Raw genomic sequence first — 12210 nt, forward strand, 5'->3', positions numbered from 1 at the left:
CATGCCTTGAGCGTTGGGGGGAGATGGCGGAGGCGCGTGTCTCCGCCATCCTCTTAGATAAGCTGCTCTCGCCGATTACAGCTTGCCCGAGATGGTCGTGAACATGGTATCGATCTTTCCGCCAAGGGTCGTCGCACCAGTGATGAGAGCAACTGCGATCAAACCGGCGATCAAGCTGTATTCGATGGCGGTCGCTCCGGACTCGTTGCGGAAAAGGCGAGTGACAAGATTCTTCATGTGTGGATCCTTCAAGTGGGTTGAGGTTGCGCCGACGCCACGTTCGGCATCACAGGCCGGGCCGGGTTCTGCCTCGTTCCCCGCTTGCTGTGTGGCACACATATAGACTTTGTTAACCCTCATGATCCATTCAGCCTGATGGCCGATGGGAGTCCGCAAGCGGCTCGGCCGGTTGGCCTAGTCCAATCGTCGGCGTTGCACTACTTCCATGCTTTGCCAGACTTATTGGAACGGATGGCACATCCATCCGTTGAGATATCGCGAGTAACCAGTGGGAGTGATTGCAATGCGCACCGGTGCCGGATGGCTTGTTCTAGCGGTCGCGATATGGGCTAACCTCGGAGCGGCGCAGGCAGCGGAGAATCTCCCCCCAGCAGCCATCACATTGCAGCCAACCCGCCAGACCGAGGGCGTCATCAGGGTGGTCGTCGATTTCGCGCGAACGCTCCTGCTCGCGCGGCCCGCGAGCACGCTCATTATCGGCAATCCGGCCATCGCACAGGCGACTCTCAGCGACGACAGGACGGTCATTCTGACCGGCAGGACGCCTGGTTCGACAAACCTCATCGTCATCGGCACGGACGGCGCGGAGGTGTCCAACGTCATCCTTGACGTAGTGGCTGCAGGCGGTCGCCTGGTCACCGTCGACGAGGGCACGGGCAAGACAACATATAGTTGTACGGACCGCTGCGATCCGGTTCAATCCGGCGAAGCAGCCATTCCGCAAACTGAGAACACTGCGCCGCTGCCCGGTGAAGACGCCAATTCTACAGGCAATGAACGATCACCCGATTGGAATGCGCCGCGAAAGCTGAAGGTGGAAAGGACTCTGCGATAATCCCGGCAGCACGAAGGTGAAGGGATACCGAATCGATAGAACGCGAAAATCGATCCCATCCACCGATTCCTTGCCGGTGACGATCTGAAGCAGCGCCGGATCACCGCCTTGGAAACTCTCTCGCACCGCGCTCTCCAGCTTCTGCTGCGCCTCGCCGTCGGGCGCATCGCGGGCGACTTGGCCAATCAAGACCTTCCGTGCCGCGAAATCGGCGGCATATGAGAGATCATTGCGTACGTAAAAGGCACGGCCGAACTCGATAACACCTAGCATGAGCAGCAGCAAGGGGAGACAGACCAGCGCAAACTCCACCGCAGCCGCGCCCGACTGGCTGCGCCCTAGAAATCGAATGCCGCGCTGCAGCTTCATCGGACTTCCACTTGGATCGAAGAATTGAGATCGAAATCCGGGAGCACCTCCGGCGCAGACATCGGCCGGTAGAGGGTTGCTGCATCCAGGCGATAAAAGATGAGCTCCGGCGCTGAGTTCGCGCAGGGTGTCTTCCCGCATTCCGGCGCCGCCTCCGGTTTGACATCGGCATTTTCCGGGCAGGCGCAGTAGCGCGTCACCGCCGCAACGGTGGTATTGGCCAGGTTTGCGCTCTTGGCGAGCGTGGACTGCATCACCTTGTAGACCTGTGTCGCCCCGGGATCGGCCATGGCGGCCTGCGCGCCTGCGCGAAGGGCATGGTCAAGCGTCATCCGTTCGTAGATAGCAAAACCGAGATCCGCCATCGCCACAAGAGCAAGGGCGAGCACCGGAGCGATCAGCGCAAATTCGACCGCTGAGGCGCCCGTCTCGGACGCTTTAAACTCACCCACTTTCTTGCGCAGTGCTGAGGAGGCCTTCGGCTTTGTCGGCTTTGTGCGCTTGAAGACGTTCCGCAGCAACGCCTTGAGACCCTTCTGGTGCGTACGTCTCTCCCTCGTCCCGCCAACGCGCCACGCCAGGGCAACAATCGCACGGCCCGCTTCGGAAGTTGGTGCCCGCTCGATGACGAGCTTGCCATTGTTCGCCGCGGCGCCGAACAGGTGCGGGTTGAAGGCAATGGAAACGCTCTCCTGCAGACCGACCGCAGCGACGAAGTCCTTCGGCTTGATTTCCGGAAGCTTGGCCGTGCCGAGCTTGTTCAACACAAGCCTCGGCGGCGGATCGTTCGGCCGCGCCTTCTTCAGGAAGTCGATAAGGTTCTTGGCATTGCGCATGCTGGCAAGATCAGGCGTTGCGGTGATGACGATTTCATCCGCCTCAAGCAGGATCTTCCGCGTCCACTGCGTCCAGATGTGCGGCACGTCCAAGACGATGTGCCATGAGCTCGAACGCGCAACCTCGAGCAGATGATCGACGTTGTCTTCCCGCAGGCTGAAGAACTTGTTGAAGTCCGTGGTCGCCGGAAGCAGGTGCAGACGATCCGTGTAGGTCACTGCCAGACGCCGCAAAAGCACGTCGTCGAGGCGATCCGGACTTTCGAGTACATCCAACATCCCGTTCGCGACTTCGATATCGAAATTGAGACCGAGTGTTCCGGACTGAAGGTCGAGATCTGCGAGGAGTACATCGGCATCCACGCGGTTGGACATGGCATAGGCCACGTTATGCGCAAGCGTCGAGGATCCGGTCCCTCCCTTGGCGCCGACGAAGGCGACGATCCGGCCCAGCTTTTCCTCCGTGGAGCTGCGAAAGCAGCGGTGTACGGCAGCGACGAAATCCATCGGCTCGAACGGCATTACGAGGTAGTCACTCACGCCGGCGTCCAGAAGCTTCTTATACAGACTGACATCGTTGGAGCGGCCGATGACGATGACCTTGGTACCGGTAACGCACTCCACTGCCAGGGCTTCCAGCGCCGCCATCAGCCGGACCTCATCGTCGTCATTTTCCACGACGACGAGGTTCGGCGAGGTGATGCCCCCATAAAGAGCTGTCGCTTCCCTTATTCCACCCGACTTGATCGTCACCGTGGCGCGCGCCATACGACGGTCGATCGCCGCCGTACGGATCGCCTCCGTCACTTCCTCCGATCGACAGAAGGTGGCGACCTCCACTTTCGGGATGGGCAAAAGCGGTGGAGCATCCACTATCTGCGACATTTCCTGGATTTGCTTGCCGAGTTGGTTCATTTGTCCGAGACTTTCATGAAAACCGATCAACTGCCGTTGGAGCGGGAGGGGACTTCGACCATCGACACGCGCCCGCCGCTGATGATGCGCACCACGCCCGGTCGCTTTTCTTCCGTTTCGACGGCGGGCCTTTCGTGATTGTCGGCCACTGCGCGCAGGGCCAGCGAAACCGTGCCGGAGGCTTCCGCAGCCGCAATGGTTGCGATCTGTTCCGGATCCGCTTCGAGCGTTGCGGTTTTCCCGATCACCGAAGTGCCGTCGGCGGCTTCCGAAATGGTCTGATCGACCGCGAGCACGCGGATGTTTGAAAGGATCGCTCGGCTGATTACCTTTCCGTCCTTGCCGGAGGAGTCCGCCCGGGCGACCGTGTGGATAACGTCGACATGGTCGTCGGGCAGGATGAAACCGCCGGCCGTGCTCTCCGCCGTCACGCGAACGGCGATCGCCCGTTTCCCAGAAGGCAGCATGCTCGACAGAAAACCGGAGCCGCGCTGCGCGAGTTTGTCTTCGCGAATGGGTTCTCCCGGCACGAAGTCGCTCAAGGCGAGCGAACCCTTGAGCGCCGTTATCGCGTCCGGCCTTGAACTGCGGCTGATGAAGACGGGAGCGATATCCCCCTCCCACGGTTGCCAGCGCATCTGGCCCTCGTCGAGCGTCGCACCGCGTTTGAGTTCCGCGGACGCGACCAGCACCTCATTCGAGGGAGCCTCTTCAGCGGTTATGACCTCTACCTCCGGGTGAACGGACGCGCCCAGCGCCAGCCAGGAGGCAGCCCCGCCGGATGCGAGGGCAAGAAGGAGAATGGCGAAGCGGATCATGGCCAAACCTTTTCAACGAGCAACGGAAGATTGGTAGCGCCCTCAGAGAAGAGCGGAGAACCACTGGGTTTGCGGCAGCAGCAGAAGCGCCGCCGGCGCCATCGCCGCCCCGTAGGGAATGCCCGTCTCAGGGGCGTGCAGGCGCGCGGAGCAGGCGTTCTTTTTCAACACCACCGGCAGGGGCATGCGCCGGAACTGAAGGAGCGCAAGCGTCAGCGCCGCGCCGATCACGGCCGTGTAGAGGAGGAAATCGACCGCGAGATCGGGCCCAAGCCAGAGCACGGCCACGGGCAAGAGCTTTGCGTCGCCGCCGCCGATCCAGCCGAGGGAGAAAAGCACGAAGGTACAGACCAGTACGCCGAAGCCTATGAGAATGCTCGAAGAGATCGTGGCTACGCCCAAGCCAGCGGCGGGCGCAAGAACGGCAAAGGAAACCGCCAGTGCGAGCACCAGGCGGTTCGATATGGTCATCGTGGCGACATCCTTGATGCCGGCATAGGTCATTGTCCCGGCAAAGAGTATGAATGCGAGCCAAGCTGCGGATATCGAAATCATGTTCGATGCCTTTCGTGCGCCGATTGGAAGTGTCGCGAATGTGCCCTTTGAAACGCGCAATAACCATTCGACCTGATGGCCTAAGCGTCAGGCGCCAAAGGCTTGCGGCCCGGACTAGGCCAATTGGCCGAATCGCCAACGGCCGGCACGCGATATACCGTCCGGCCCAGAAATTCAGGTCTTGGACTGGCGAATGAGCGAGAGAAACGACACGATCAACGCCGAAAGGCCGATGCCACGGCGGCGCACCGGCGCAAGCCGGTTCATAAAGGACGAAGGCGGAACGGTCGCCCTCATCGCTGCGATCGCGTTTCCTGTTGTCGTCGGTGCGATGGGACTCGGGGCTGAGACGGGCTACTGGTTCCTGGAAAGGCGCAAGCTGCAGCATGCGGCGGACGTATCGGCCCACGCCGCTGCCGTGCGCTTTCGCGCCGGAGATCAGCAAGCTACGCTCGAAACCACCGCTCGCAGGATCGCCAGTGCGTCCGGTTACACCCCCGGCAGCCTTGCCGTCGGCACGCAGCAGGGACTCGGGGGATCCACCAAGCTCACGGTCGAGCTGACCGAGACGCATCCGCGCCTCTTTTCGTCCGTCTTCGGCGACGGACCCGTCACGATGAAGGCGCGCGCCGTCGCCGAGATCAAGGGCGGTTCCAAGGCCTGCGTACTTGCGCTGTCGAACTCGGCGTCTGGCGCGGTTACTGTCACCGGCTCCACGGAAGTTCGCTTGTCCGGCTGCAGCGTTGTCTCCAACTCCAGCGCAGTCGACGCCTTCCTCATGAAGAACGGCAGCGCAATGATGTCGACGGACTGCGTCTATACGGTTGGCGAGGCCGTTACGACCACAGGCCTGACGCTTACCGGTTGCAGCGAACCCGTCGAACGGGTGTCGCCGACGGCGGACCCTTTTGCATCCGTCGCCGAGCCGGACAAGCTGCACATTCAACAGCTTCCCTGCCGCACGCTCGCCTATGTCTCAAATTCCACCTACACCTTTGACCGGCTCGCAGACGGGACGGAGGCGATCAGGTTCTGCGGCGGATTGCAGATCCAGAATACGATCACACTGAAGCCGGGCCTCTACATCATAGACGGCGGCGATTTTACGGTGACCGCAGGGGCCAAGCTCTCTGGTGAGGGGGTCACGCTGTTCTTCACCAACGGTGCCGCGGCGAAACTGCTCGGCAACGGCGACATTGACCTGTCCGCGCCGACTAGCGGACCCTTCGCCGGCCTGCTTTTCTTTGGCAGCCGCCACGATACGGGTGTGCTGCACCAGGTGACGGGCAATTCCGAATCGACGCTGGAGGGAAATCTGTACCTGCCCAGTGGCCGTATCGATTTCACCGGCAATTCCACCGTGTCCGGGGGGTGCACACAGATCGTTGCGGACCAGGTCACTTTCACGGGCAATTCGACAATGGAAACCTGCGCCTCGCCGACCGACGAGATCGTTGTAGGCCGAACGGTGTCGCTGGTTGAGTAGTATGCCGGACACGGGTGGAACTACATGATCGGACCAAACGGTTGTCCTTCGCGGTAGCAATCCGAATGAACGCGGTCGTCCAGTATCAAACCTCGGGCCTACCGAAAACGAGCCAGACCACGGAAGCGTGGCGGGGCACTCACTCGCGGTCGAGCGTAGCCGGGATAGGTTAAGTTGTACGCATTTTCTGCACGGCGATTTAAATCGTCTCATCTACCGTGCTGCGCATGAGGTTCGAGAACCAGGAGTTCTAAACATGAAAGCGCAAACAAGGACTTCGGTCGGGCTAATCGACGGCCGCAGCAATATAGTGCGGGGCGTGTTTGCTCTACTCCTTGCAGCAGCCGTGTCGGGATGTTCTGTCACTCCAGACCAAAGTATCCGAACCTCGTCGCTGACGAGACAGGTCGGCTATCCGGCGTTGAACAACAAGCGCGTAGCGGCCAAGCCCGTCGTCGTTCAACGAGCGGTCAAACTCGAGCGGGCCGCCTATCTCGGGCGTGCCCCATATATTTGCACGCCGAGCGGCTTTGGCAGCACCTCGCGCTGCTTCCTTCGATAGGGGTGGAGTTGCGCGCCAATCGACGACGGGCTCATCTGCGGAGCCAAATTGATGCGCCGACGCCCACAGGCTGCGCAACTCCTTCACCCGGTCAAGATCATTCGACCTTGCCGAGTCCTGCTTCGATTCTGTTCAGCCGCGCGCTCACATAATTGCCGCGACGAAGCTTGGCGAATTCGTCGTCGGGCTTTGCCGGCACGTTCTTGAAAACATACCATGCGCCGTTCGGTTCGCGTTTCTGAAGGATGAGGCTACCTTGCCTGCGATGGCTGAAGCAGGTTGTTGCCGGAGCCGACCCGTCCTTTGCGTGCCAGTCGGCCTTGAAGCAGAGTTTTCCTGGTCCGGTGATGAACCAGCGACCGACGCCATAGGAGGGACGGCCGTTCTCCTTCGACCAGGCCGTAAATCGGCGCTGCCGCACTGAGAAATATCCCGCGCCCGCTTTCCAGATCCACGATTTCTGGCTGTAGAGCCTATAAAGCTCGTCGTGCGTCAGCGGCATTGCATTTTGAGCGTTCGCGCGTCCGGCGGCGGCCTCGGCAACCGATGCCGCCGCACCCATCATCGCCGTGATGGCGACAGCCAAGGACATTGTGCGTAATACTGAACTCATCTCATGTCTCCGTGCGACCGATTGCTAATTGGTGGTTTCTCGGACGACTCGCCAGTCGGGCCGGCCATAGCCCCCAGGCCATGCGTAGATTTCGCGGTCGTTGAAGTAGACGACCGCGGTCAGTGCAGGGAATTCTGGATGACGCATGGCAACGCTTGTTGCCCAGCTCGCCACATAAGATGCGTCACCTTCGTAGCCCAGCTCGGCGACCATGATTGGCTTGCCGTAGCCTTTCACCCGTTCATACCCAGGCGCCAGCCGTTCCGAGAATGACTTGTCGCGACCAGTCGTGCCTTGATCGTATTTTTGATAGCCGAACACCGAGAGCCCGACGACGTCAACGACGTCATCCCCAGGATAGAAGGCCTCCAGCCCCTCGTTGCCCTTGGGAGACCATACGAATTTCGCGGTTTTGATGTGCGCGCGACATACGTTCACCATACGCCGGTAGGCGGCCCTGAAATCTTCGCCCCGCCAATGAGACCAGGAAAACTGGTTGTCCGTCTCGTCCATTTCCTGCCCCCACCTGATAATAATCGGACTTTTCAACGTGGCGGCGGTCGAGCAGACTTGGGCCATGTTCTCGTCGCGTTCGCCACTGAGAATGCTCCGCAGCAGCTCCTGATCCGAAACGCGCCAATTAGGCGACCAAGACCACGGTTCGATCGTGATCATCAGCGAGCGCCCACGCGCTCGGGCGTAATCGTCGGCAAGGGCCAAGGTGGACAAATCGACGTCTTCCCAGGGCAGGAAGAGATGCTCGATCTTGGACTGCGACGGTTCACCGAAATCGCCGTGGGGGTCATAGGCACCAAGATCAATGGAATCCTCCGTCAGCACGGGGCGCTTTTGCGACGGCGCCGCCGCGGTGGAATTCCGGCCGGGAATACCACGCGGTATGCTGGCTGCCAGTACGGTGCCGGACAGGAACAGGCCCATGCATAAGAGGGCAATTGCGTTTGATTTCTTATTCATCGCACACCTGCGCTGTGGACTGGTTTTCGATAGAGTGAAGCTGTTGCTGTCATGGTTTGATCCTCAGCGTCTCACGTCGTCTTCCACCGGAGCAGGGACCCAGCGCGGTCGAAGTACGATCTTGCGCAAGGTGATGCCGCCTTGGCCGGCACCTGACGCCGCATAGCGCTCTTCGAAAAGGCGGAGATGTCCCGCTCCCCATGCAAGTGCTTCGAGCCCGTCCTTTCCGTGCTCGGCAGTCGCGATCCCGGGCAATGCAACGAGCGCTACAAACCCGGCTGCCATCGCCGGCCTGTAGAAGCGAGGTGCGGCAGCGATCGCGTTCTCCTTCGCATGCCGTGCGACAATGACCAGCAAAAGCAGGCCGTAGATCGCGGCATTCAGGATCGCGAAAAGATAGAAGCCCTTGGCCTTGGCCACATCGTCGACAAGTAGGACCGGCAGCACCGCGGCAACCGCGAGAAACACATAGGGCGCAAGCACGCGCAGGGGCAGCGGATCGACCTTGGATGCGCCTTTCGGAGTGACGCGGAAGTCCACGAAAGACCCAGTGAGCCAGTCGCGCGCAGCCGCCACCGTGCCGGCAAGCGCCCAGGGCCAGCGCGCAAAGAGAAACAGCATGCATTCCCAGCTTAGGATTTTTCCATCGTACGGCCGGAAGGAGCCACTCGCCCGCCAGCGATGGGCCAGAAGGACGAGAACCATCGAGAGTGGCGTGAAATGGATCAGGAAATCGGGATAGGTCACGGCGACGAAGGTCTCGCCGCGCGCAAGTGCAAGGGTCGGCGTTACGAACATGAGTGCCATGAAGCTCGCGAAAAGCGGGTACCAGAGCTGCGAGAAGAGGAACTGGAACTTCAGGCGGAGGGGCAGCCGGCTGACGAGACGAGGGGAATACTGCAGCAGCAGCATGGCCAGGCTGCGTGACCACTGGAATTCCTGCGTCACGAGGTCACCGAAGGTGCGCGGCCCGTCACCATGCGCGATGGCATCGAGCGCGTGCACGCCGCGCCACCCGGCAGCATTCATCATCAATGTTGTCGAATGGTCTTCCGCCAGTTCCGGACCGAGTCCGCCGATAGCTTTGAGTGCTGCCGTGCGGACCGCATAATGAGAGCCGATGCAGAGCGGCGCGAGCCCGCCATTATAGCCGGCCTGGAGCGAGCCGTGCATGCTTGCCTCGGCATAGAGCCTTCCGCGTGCCGACCAGCTGTCAGCCGCGTTCCGGTCGCAAATGCTGGGTGCCGAGACATAGCCCACTTCCGGGTCGGCGAAGGGGCGGAGCATCTCGAAGAGGTAGCCGGGCTCGGGAACGTGGTCGGCATCGAGCTGAGCAACGAAGTCGTAGCGATCGTAACCGTAATGGTCATAGAAGAAGGCAAGATTGCCTTCCTTGCAGCGCGTGCGCCGCGGCCACGAGGTCCGATGATAGTCGGCCCGCCCCTTGCGAGTCGAGACGAGGACATGATGCCTGCGGCACCACTCGAGCGTAGTCTTGGAAGGGTCCTCGTCAGCGAGCCAGGTATCGTGCGGCACGTCCTGAGCGAGCATCGCTTCAAGTGTTTCCGCCACGACCGAAAAGGGTTCAGATGGGGCCTTGGTCACGACCATGGCAACACGGCTGCCTGCCGGCAGTCGCAGCGGCCCGTTCGGTTTTGCCGCGCGGTGGAAGACAACTATGAAATAAGCGGGGAGAAGCGTGACCCAGGCAAGCACCGCCGTCACGGCAATACTGCCGAAGATGTCCACATGGTGGCGCGGCTCTAGCCACCAGCTCCAGAAATAAGCGAGGGCGGCGGCCCAGAGGGCCGCCCCGAACAGATATTCCGCCCGGCGATAGCCAGTAAGCACAGGGACGAGCAACGGCTCGCCGCCGGGCATGTTGCTCGTTCTATCCTTGGCACAAAGACGACTCACGACCGCGCCTCCAGTCCAAAGAATGGCGCGGCCGTTCGTACGATCGTCTCGAGGTCGGAGTACCGGGGCACAAAGCCAAGGCACCGGTAAGCGAGACCTGCGTCAGCATAGAGCGTCGGCGGATCGCCGGGACGACGCCGATGGAATACGACAGGGACATCATGCCCAGTCACGTCGACAATGGTCCGCAGGACTTCCTTGATGGAATGGCCGCGGCCTGTACCCAGATTAAGCGCCAGGTTTCCGCCGCCTTGGACGAGATGCTTGTATGCGAGCACATGAGCGCGTGCAAGGTCGGCCACGTGGATATAGTCACGCACACACGTCCCGTCAGGCGTGTCGTAGTCCTCGCCGAATATCTCGAGATGTGGAATTCTCCCGGCCGCGGCCATGAGCGCCCGCGGGATGAGATGGGTCTCCGGATCGTGCCATTCACCGAGGTCGCCTTCGGGATCGGCTCCACAGGCATTGAAGTATCGCAGCGCGACGTAGTTGAGGCCGAAGGCGGCCCCATAGTCGGCGACCATGTGCTCGGCCATCAATTTGGTCTTGCCGTACGGATTGATCGGCAGCTGCGGTGTCGCCTCGTCGATCGGCAACACCCTCGGCACGCCATAGGTGGCGCAGCTCGACGAAAGGATCATCTTGTAGAGACCCGCCTGGCGGCACGCATCGAGGAGCGACAACGTTCCACGCACGTTATTGTTGTAATATTTGGCGGGGTCGGCGACGGACTCGCCAACATAGGCGGATGCTGCGAAATGGATGACGGCGACCGGTTGATATTGTTCGATGACCTCGATCAGACGAGTCGTGTCGAGGATGTCTCCATGCACGAACGGTCCCCAGCGCACCGAGGAGCGGTTTCCGGTCGTCAGGTTGTCGTAGACGACCGGCTCGATATCCTCCAGGCGGAGGAGCTTTGCGGTATGGCTGCCGACATAACCGGCGCCACCCGTCACAAGGATGCGCGACGCGACCATCAGACCGGCTCCATGACTTTGCGCTTCGAGTGCGAGAGAAGCTCGTCGAAGTAGCGAATGGTTTGCGCGAGGCCTTCCGACAAATTGACAGTCGGGCGCCAGCCGAGCTGCTTGGTTGCGAGAGAAATATCCGGGCGGCGCTGACGCGGATCATCGACGGGGAGAGGGTGGCTGACGATCTTCGACCGCGAGCCGGTCAATTGTATCACCTGTTCAGCGAGTTCGCCGATCGTGAACTCTCCGGGGTTGCCGAGATTGACCGGACCAGTGAGCGACAACGGCGACGCCATCAGGCGGATGAAGCCGTCGATCAGGTCATCGACGAAACAGAAGGAACGGGTCTGCGAGCCATCGCCATATATGGTGATATCCTCACCCTTGAGCGCCTGGACAATGAAGTTCGACACGACGCGACCATCGTCCGGACGCATCCGAGGACCGTAAGTATTGAAAATGCGAACGATCTTTATCTCGACTCCACGAACCTTGTGGAAGTCGAAGAACAGAGTTTCGGCGCAACGCTTGCCTTCGTCGTAGCAAGCGCGCGGGCCAAAGGGATTGACATTGCCCCAGTAGCTTTCCACCTGCGGATGCACGTTTGGGTCGCCGTAGACTTCCGATGTCGACGCCTGGAAGATCCGCGCTCGGCGGCGCGCCGCCAAATCCAGGAGATTGAGCGACCCGATCACGCAGGTCTTCGTCGTTTGGATCGGATCGGTCTGGTAGTGCGGCGGCGATGCCGGACAAGCGAGGTTGTAGATTTCGTCGACGTCGAGGTCGATCGGTTCCACAATGTCATGGGTGATGACGCGGAAGGTATCGAAACGCTTCAGCTGAGCAATATTGCGTCTCAAGCCCGTCGAGAAGTTGTCGACGCAGATGACCTCATGACCGGCGCCGAGAAGCAGTTCGCAGAGATGGGATCCCAGGAAGCCGGCGCCGCCGGTAACGAGTATTCGCTTTTGGACTTTCCGGCTTGGCGATGGGCCACTGTCATCCTTTGTGCCATGCAAAGTATTTCTTAAGCCATTTCGGAAATAGTTCACGGAATAATCCCCGTAATATTAGCTTGTCAACAAGGATTGTTCCCCGAAGGGAACAATAAT

The 12210-nt window shown here is 60.7% G+C and carries 13 protein-coding genes; 3 read left to right on the plus strand and 10 right to left on the minus strand.

The annotated features are described in order from the left end of the window. Window positions 1-75: 75 nt before the first annotated feature. Window positions 76-237, minus strand: coding sequence for a Flp family type IVb pilin (locus ILFOPFJJ_RS18210; RefSeq protein WP_173511967.1), 162 nt, complete (start codon window positions 235-237; stop codon window positions 76-78). 286 nt (window positions 238-523) lie between these two features. On the opposite strand from ILFOPFJJ_RS18210, the gene ILFOPFJJ_RS18215 reads away from it, so the two are divergent. Further along, window positions 524-1075, plus strand: coding sequence for a pilus assembly protein N-terminal domain-containing protein (locus ILFOPFJJ_RS18215; protein WP_173511968.1), 552 nt, complete (start codon window positions 524-526; stop codon window positions 1073-1075). On the opposite strand, the gene ILFOPFJJ_RS18220 is transcribed toward ILFOPFJJ_RS18215, so the two are convergent. The 4 genes from ILFOPFJJ_RS18220 to ILFOPFJJ_RS18235 are packed head-to-tail and all read right to left on the minus strand — an operon-like array spanning window position 1022 to window position 4568. After that, window positions 1022-1444, minus strand: a complete 423-nt coding sequence (locus ILFOPFJJ_RS18220) for a TadE/TadG family type IV pilus assembly protein (protein WP_173511969.1) — start codon at window positions 1442-1444, stop codon at window positions 1022-1024. The genes ILFOPFJJ_RS18215 and ILFOPFJJ_RS18220 overlap by 54 nt on opposite strands. Continuing rightward, the gene (locus ILFOPFJJ_RS18225; protein ID WP_173511970.1) at window positions 1441-3195 is read right to left on the minus strand and encodes a TadE/TadG family type IV pilus assembly protein; all 1755 of its coding nucleotides are present in this window, start codon (window positions 3193-3195) and stop codon (window positions 1441-1443) included. The genes ILFOPFJJ_RS18220 and ILFOPFJJ_RS18225 overlap by 4 nt, the downstream gene beginning before the upstream one ends. Before the next feature lie 26 nt (window positions 3196-3221). Continuing rightward, window positions 3222-4013: a Flp pilus assembly protein CpaB gene (gene cpaB / locus ILFOPFJJ_RS18230; protein ID WP_173511971.1), complete on the minus strand. Its 792-nt coding sequence runs from the start codon at window positions 4011-4013 to the stop codon at window positions 3222-3224. Between the two features lie 42 nt (window positions 4014-4055). Then, the gene (locus tag ILFOPFJJ_RS18235) at window positions 4056-4568 is read right to left on the minus strand and encodes an A24 family peptidase (RefSeq protein ID WP_173511972.1); all 513 of its coding nucleotides are present in this window, start codon (window positions 4566-4568) and stop codon (window positions 4056-4058) included. A gap of 193 nt (window positions 4569-4761) precedes the next feature. Between ILFOPFJJ_RS18235 and ILFOPFJJ_RS18240 the strand changes: the two genes are divergently transcribed. Together ILFOPFJJ_RS18240 and ILFOPFJJ_RS35110 are read left to right on the plus strand one after the other, a co-directional pair. Further along, on the plus strand, window positions 4762-6054 hold the full coding sequence (locus tag ILFOPFJJ_RS18240) for a pilus assembly protein TadG-related protein (RefSeq protein ID WP_173511973.1): 1293 nt from the start codon (window positions 4762-4764) through the stop codon (window positions 6052-6054). A gap of 256 nt (window positions 6055-6310) precedes the next feature. Continuing rightward, window positions 6311-6616: a hypothetical protein gene (locus ILFOPFJJ_RS35110; protein ID WP_246299679.1), complete on the plus strand. Its 306-nt coding sequence runs from the start codon at window positions 6311-6313 to the stop codon at window positions 6614-6616. A gap of 97 nt (window positions 6617-6713) precedes the next feature. Here ILFOPFJJ_RS35110 and ILFOPFJJ_RS18245 read toward each other — a convergent pair whose 3' ends face one another. From ILFOPFJJ_RS18245 to ILFOPFJJ_RS18265, 5 genes are all read right to left on the minus strand, one after another. Continuing rightward, window positions 6714-7229, minus strand: coding sequence for a DUF995 domain-containing protein (locus ILFOPFJJ_RS18245; protein WP_173511974.1), 516 nt, complete (start codon window positions 7227-7229; stop codon window positions 6714-6716). A 24-nt stretch (window positions 7230-7253) separates the two neighbouring features. Next, window positions 7254-8204, minus strand: a complete 951-nt coding sequence (locus tag ILFOPFJJ_RS18250; protein WP_173511975.1) for a glycoside hydrolase family 26 protein — start codon at window positions 8202-8204, stop codon at window positions 7254-7256. Window positions 8205-8267: 63 nt separating this feature from the next. Continuing rightward, a complete protein-coding gene (locus tag ILFOPFJJ_RS18255; protein ID WP_173512491.1) occupies window positions 8268-10085 on the minus strand; it encodes a glycosyltransferase family 2 protein in 1818 nt (605 codons plus the stop codon). A gap of 32 nt (window positions 10086-10117) precedes the next feature. Next, a complete protein-coding gene (gene galE, locus ILFOPFJJ_RS18260) occupies window positions 10118-11104 on the minus strand; it encodes a UDP-glucose 4-epimerase GalE (protein WP_173511976.1) in 987 nt (328 codons plus the stop codon). Then, window positions 11104-12117: a UDP-glucuronic acid decarboxylase family protein gene (locus tag ILFOPFJJ_RS18265; protein WP_210267482.1), complete on the minus strand. Its 1014-nt coding sequence runs from the start codon at window positions 12115-12117 to the stop codon at window positions 11104-11106. Before ILFOPFJJ_RS18265 ends, galE begins: the two co-directional genes overlap by 1 nt. Between the last annotated feature and the right edge of the window lie 93 nt (window positions 12118-12210).

It is taken from the genome of Sinorhizobium psoraleae, from assembly GCF_013283645.1.
GTDB classification, from domain to species: Bacteria; Pseudomonadota; Alphaproteobacteria; order Rhizobiales; family Rhizobiaceae; genus Sinorhizobium; species Sinorhizobium psoraleae.

Coding starts and splice junctions, on each gene's coding strand:
- ILFOPFJJ_RS18210 (WP_173511967.1), bottom strand. CDS start 237: ATGAAGAATCTTGTCACTCGCCTTTTCCGCAACGAGTCCGGAGCGACC.
- ILFOPFJJ_RS18250 (WP_173511975.1), bottom strand. CDS start 8,204: ATGAATAAGAAATCAAACGCAATTGCCCTCTTATGCATGGGCCTGTTC.
- cpaB (WP_173511971.1), bottom strand. CDS start 4,013: ATGATCCGCTTCGCCATTCTCCTTCTTGCCCTCGCATCCGGCGGGGCT.
- galE (WP_173511976.1), bottom strand. CDS start 11,104: ATGGTCGCGTCGCGCATCCTTGTGACGGGTGGCGCCGGTTATGTCGGC.
- ILFOPFJJ_RS18215 (WP_173511968.1), top strand. CDS start 524: ATGCGCACCGGTGCCGGATGGCTTGTTCTAGCGGTCGCGATATGGGCT.
- ILFOPFJJ_RS18245 (WP_173511974.1), bottom strand. CDS start 7,229: ATGAGTTCAGTATTACGCACAATGTCCTTGGCTGTCGCCATCACGGCG.
- ILFOPFJJ_RS18225 (WP_173511970.1), bottom strand. CDS start 3,195: ATGAACCAACTCGGCAAGCAAATCCAGGAAATGTCGCAGATAGTGGAT.
- ILFOPFJJ_RS18255 (WP_173512491.1), bottom strand. CDS start 10,085: ATGCCCGGCGGCGAGCCGTTGCTCGTCCCTGTGCTTACTGGCTATCGC.
- ILFOPFJJ_RS35110 (WP_246299679.1), top strand. CDS start 6,311: ATGAAAGCGCAAACAAGGACTTCGGTCGGGCTAATCGACGGCCGCAGC.
- ILFOPFJJ_RS18220 (WP_173511969.1), bottom strand. CDS start 1,444: ATGAAGCTGCAGCGCGGCATTCGATTTCTAGGGCGCAGCCAGTCGGGC.
- ILFOPFJJ_RS18240 (WP_173511973.1), top strand. CDS start 4,762: ATGAGCGAGAGAAACGACACGATCAACGCCGAAAGGCCGATGCCACGG.
- ILFOPFJJ_RS18235 (WP_173511972.1), bottom strand. CDS start 4,568: ATGATTTCGATATCCGCAGCTTGGCTCGCATTCATACTCTTTGCCGGG.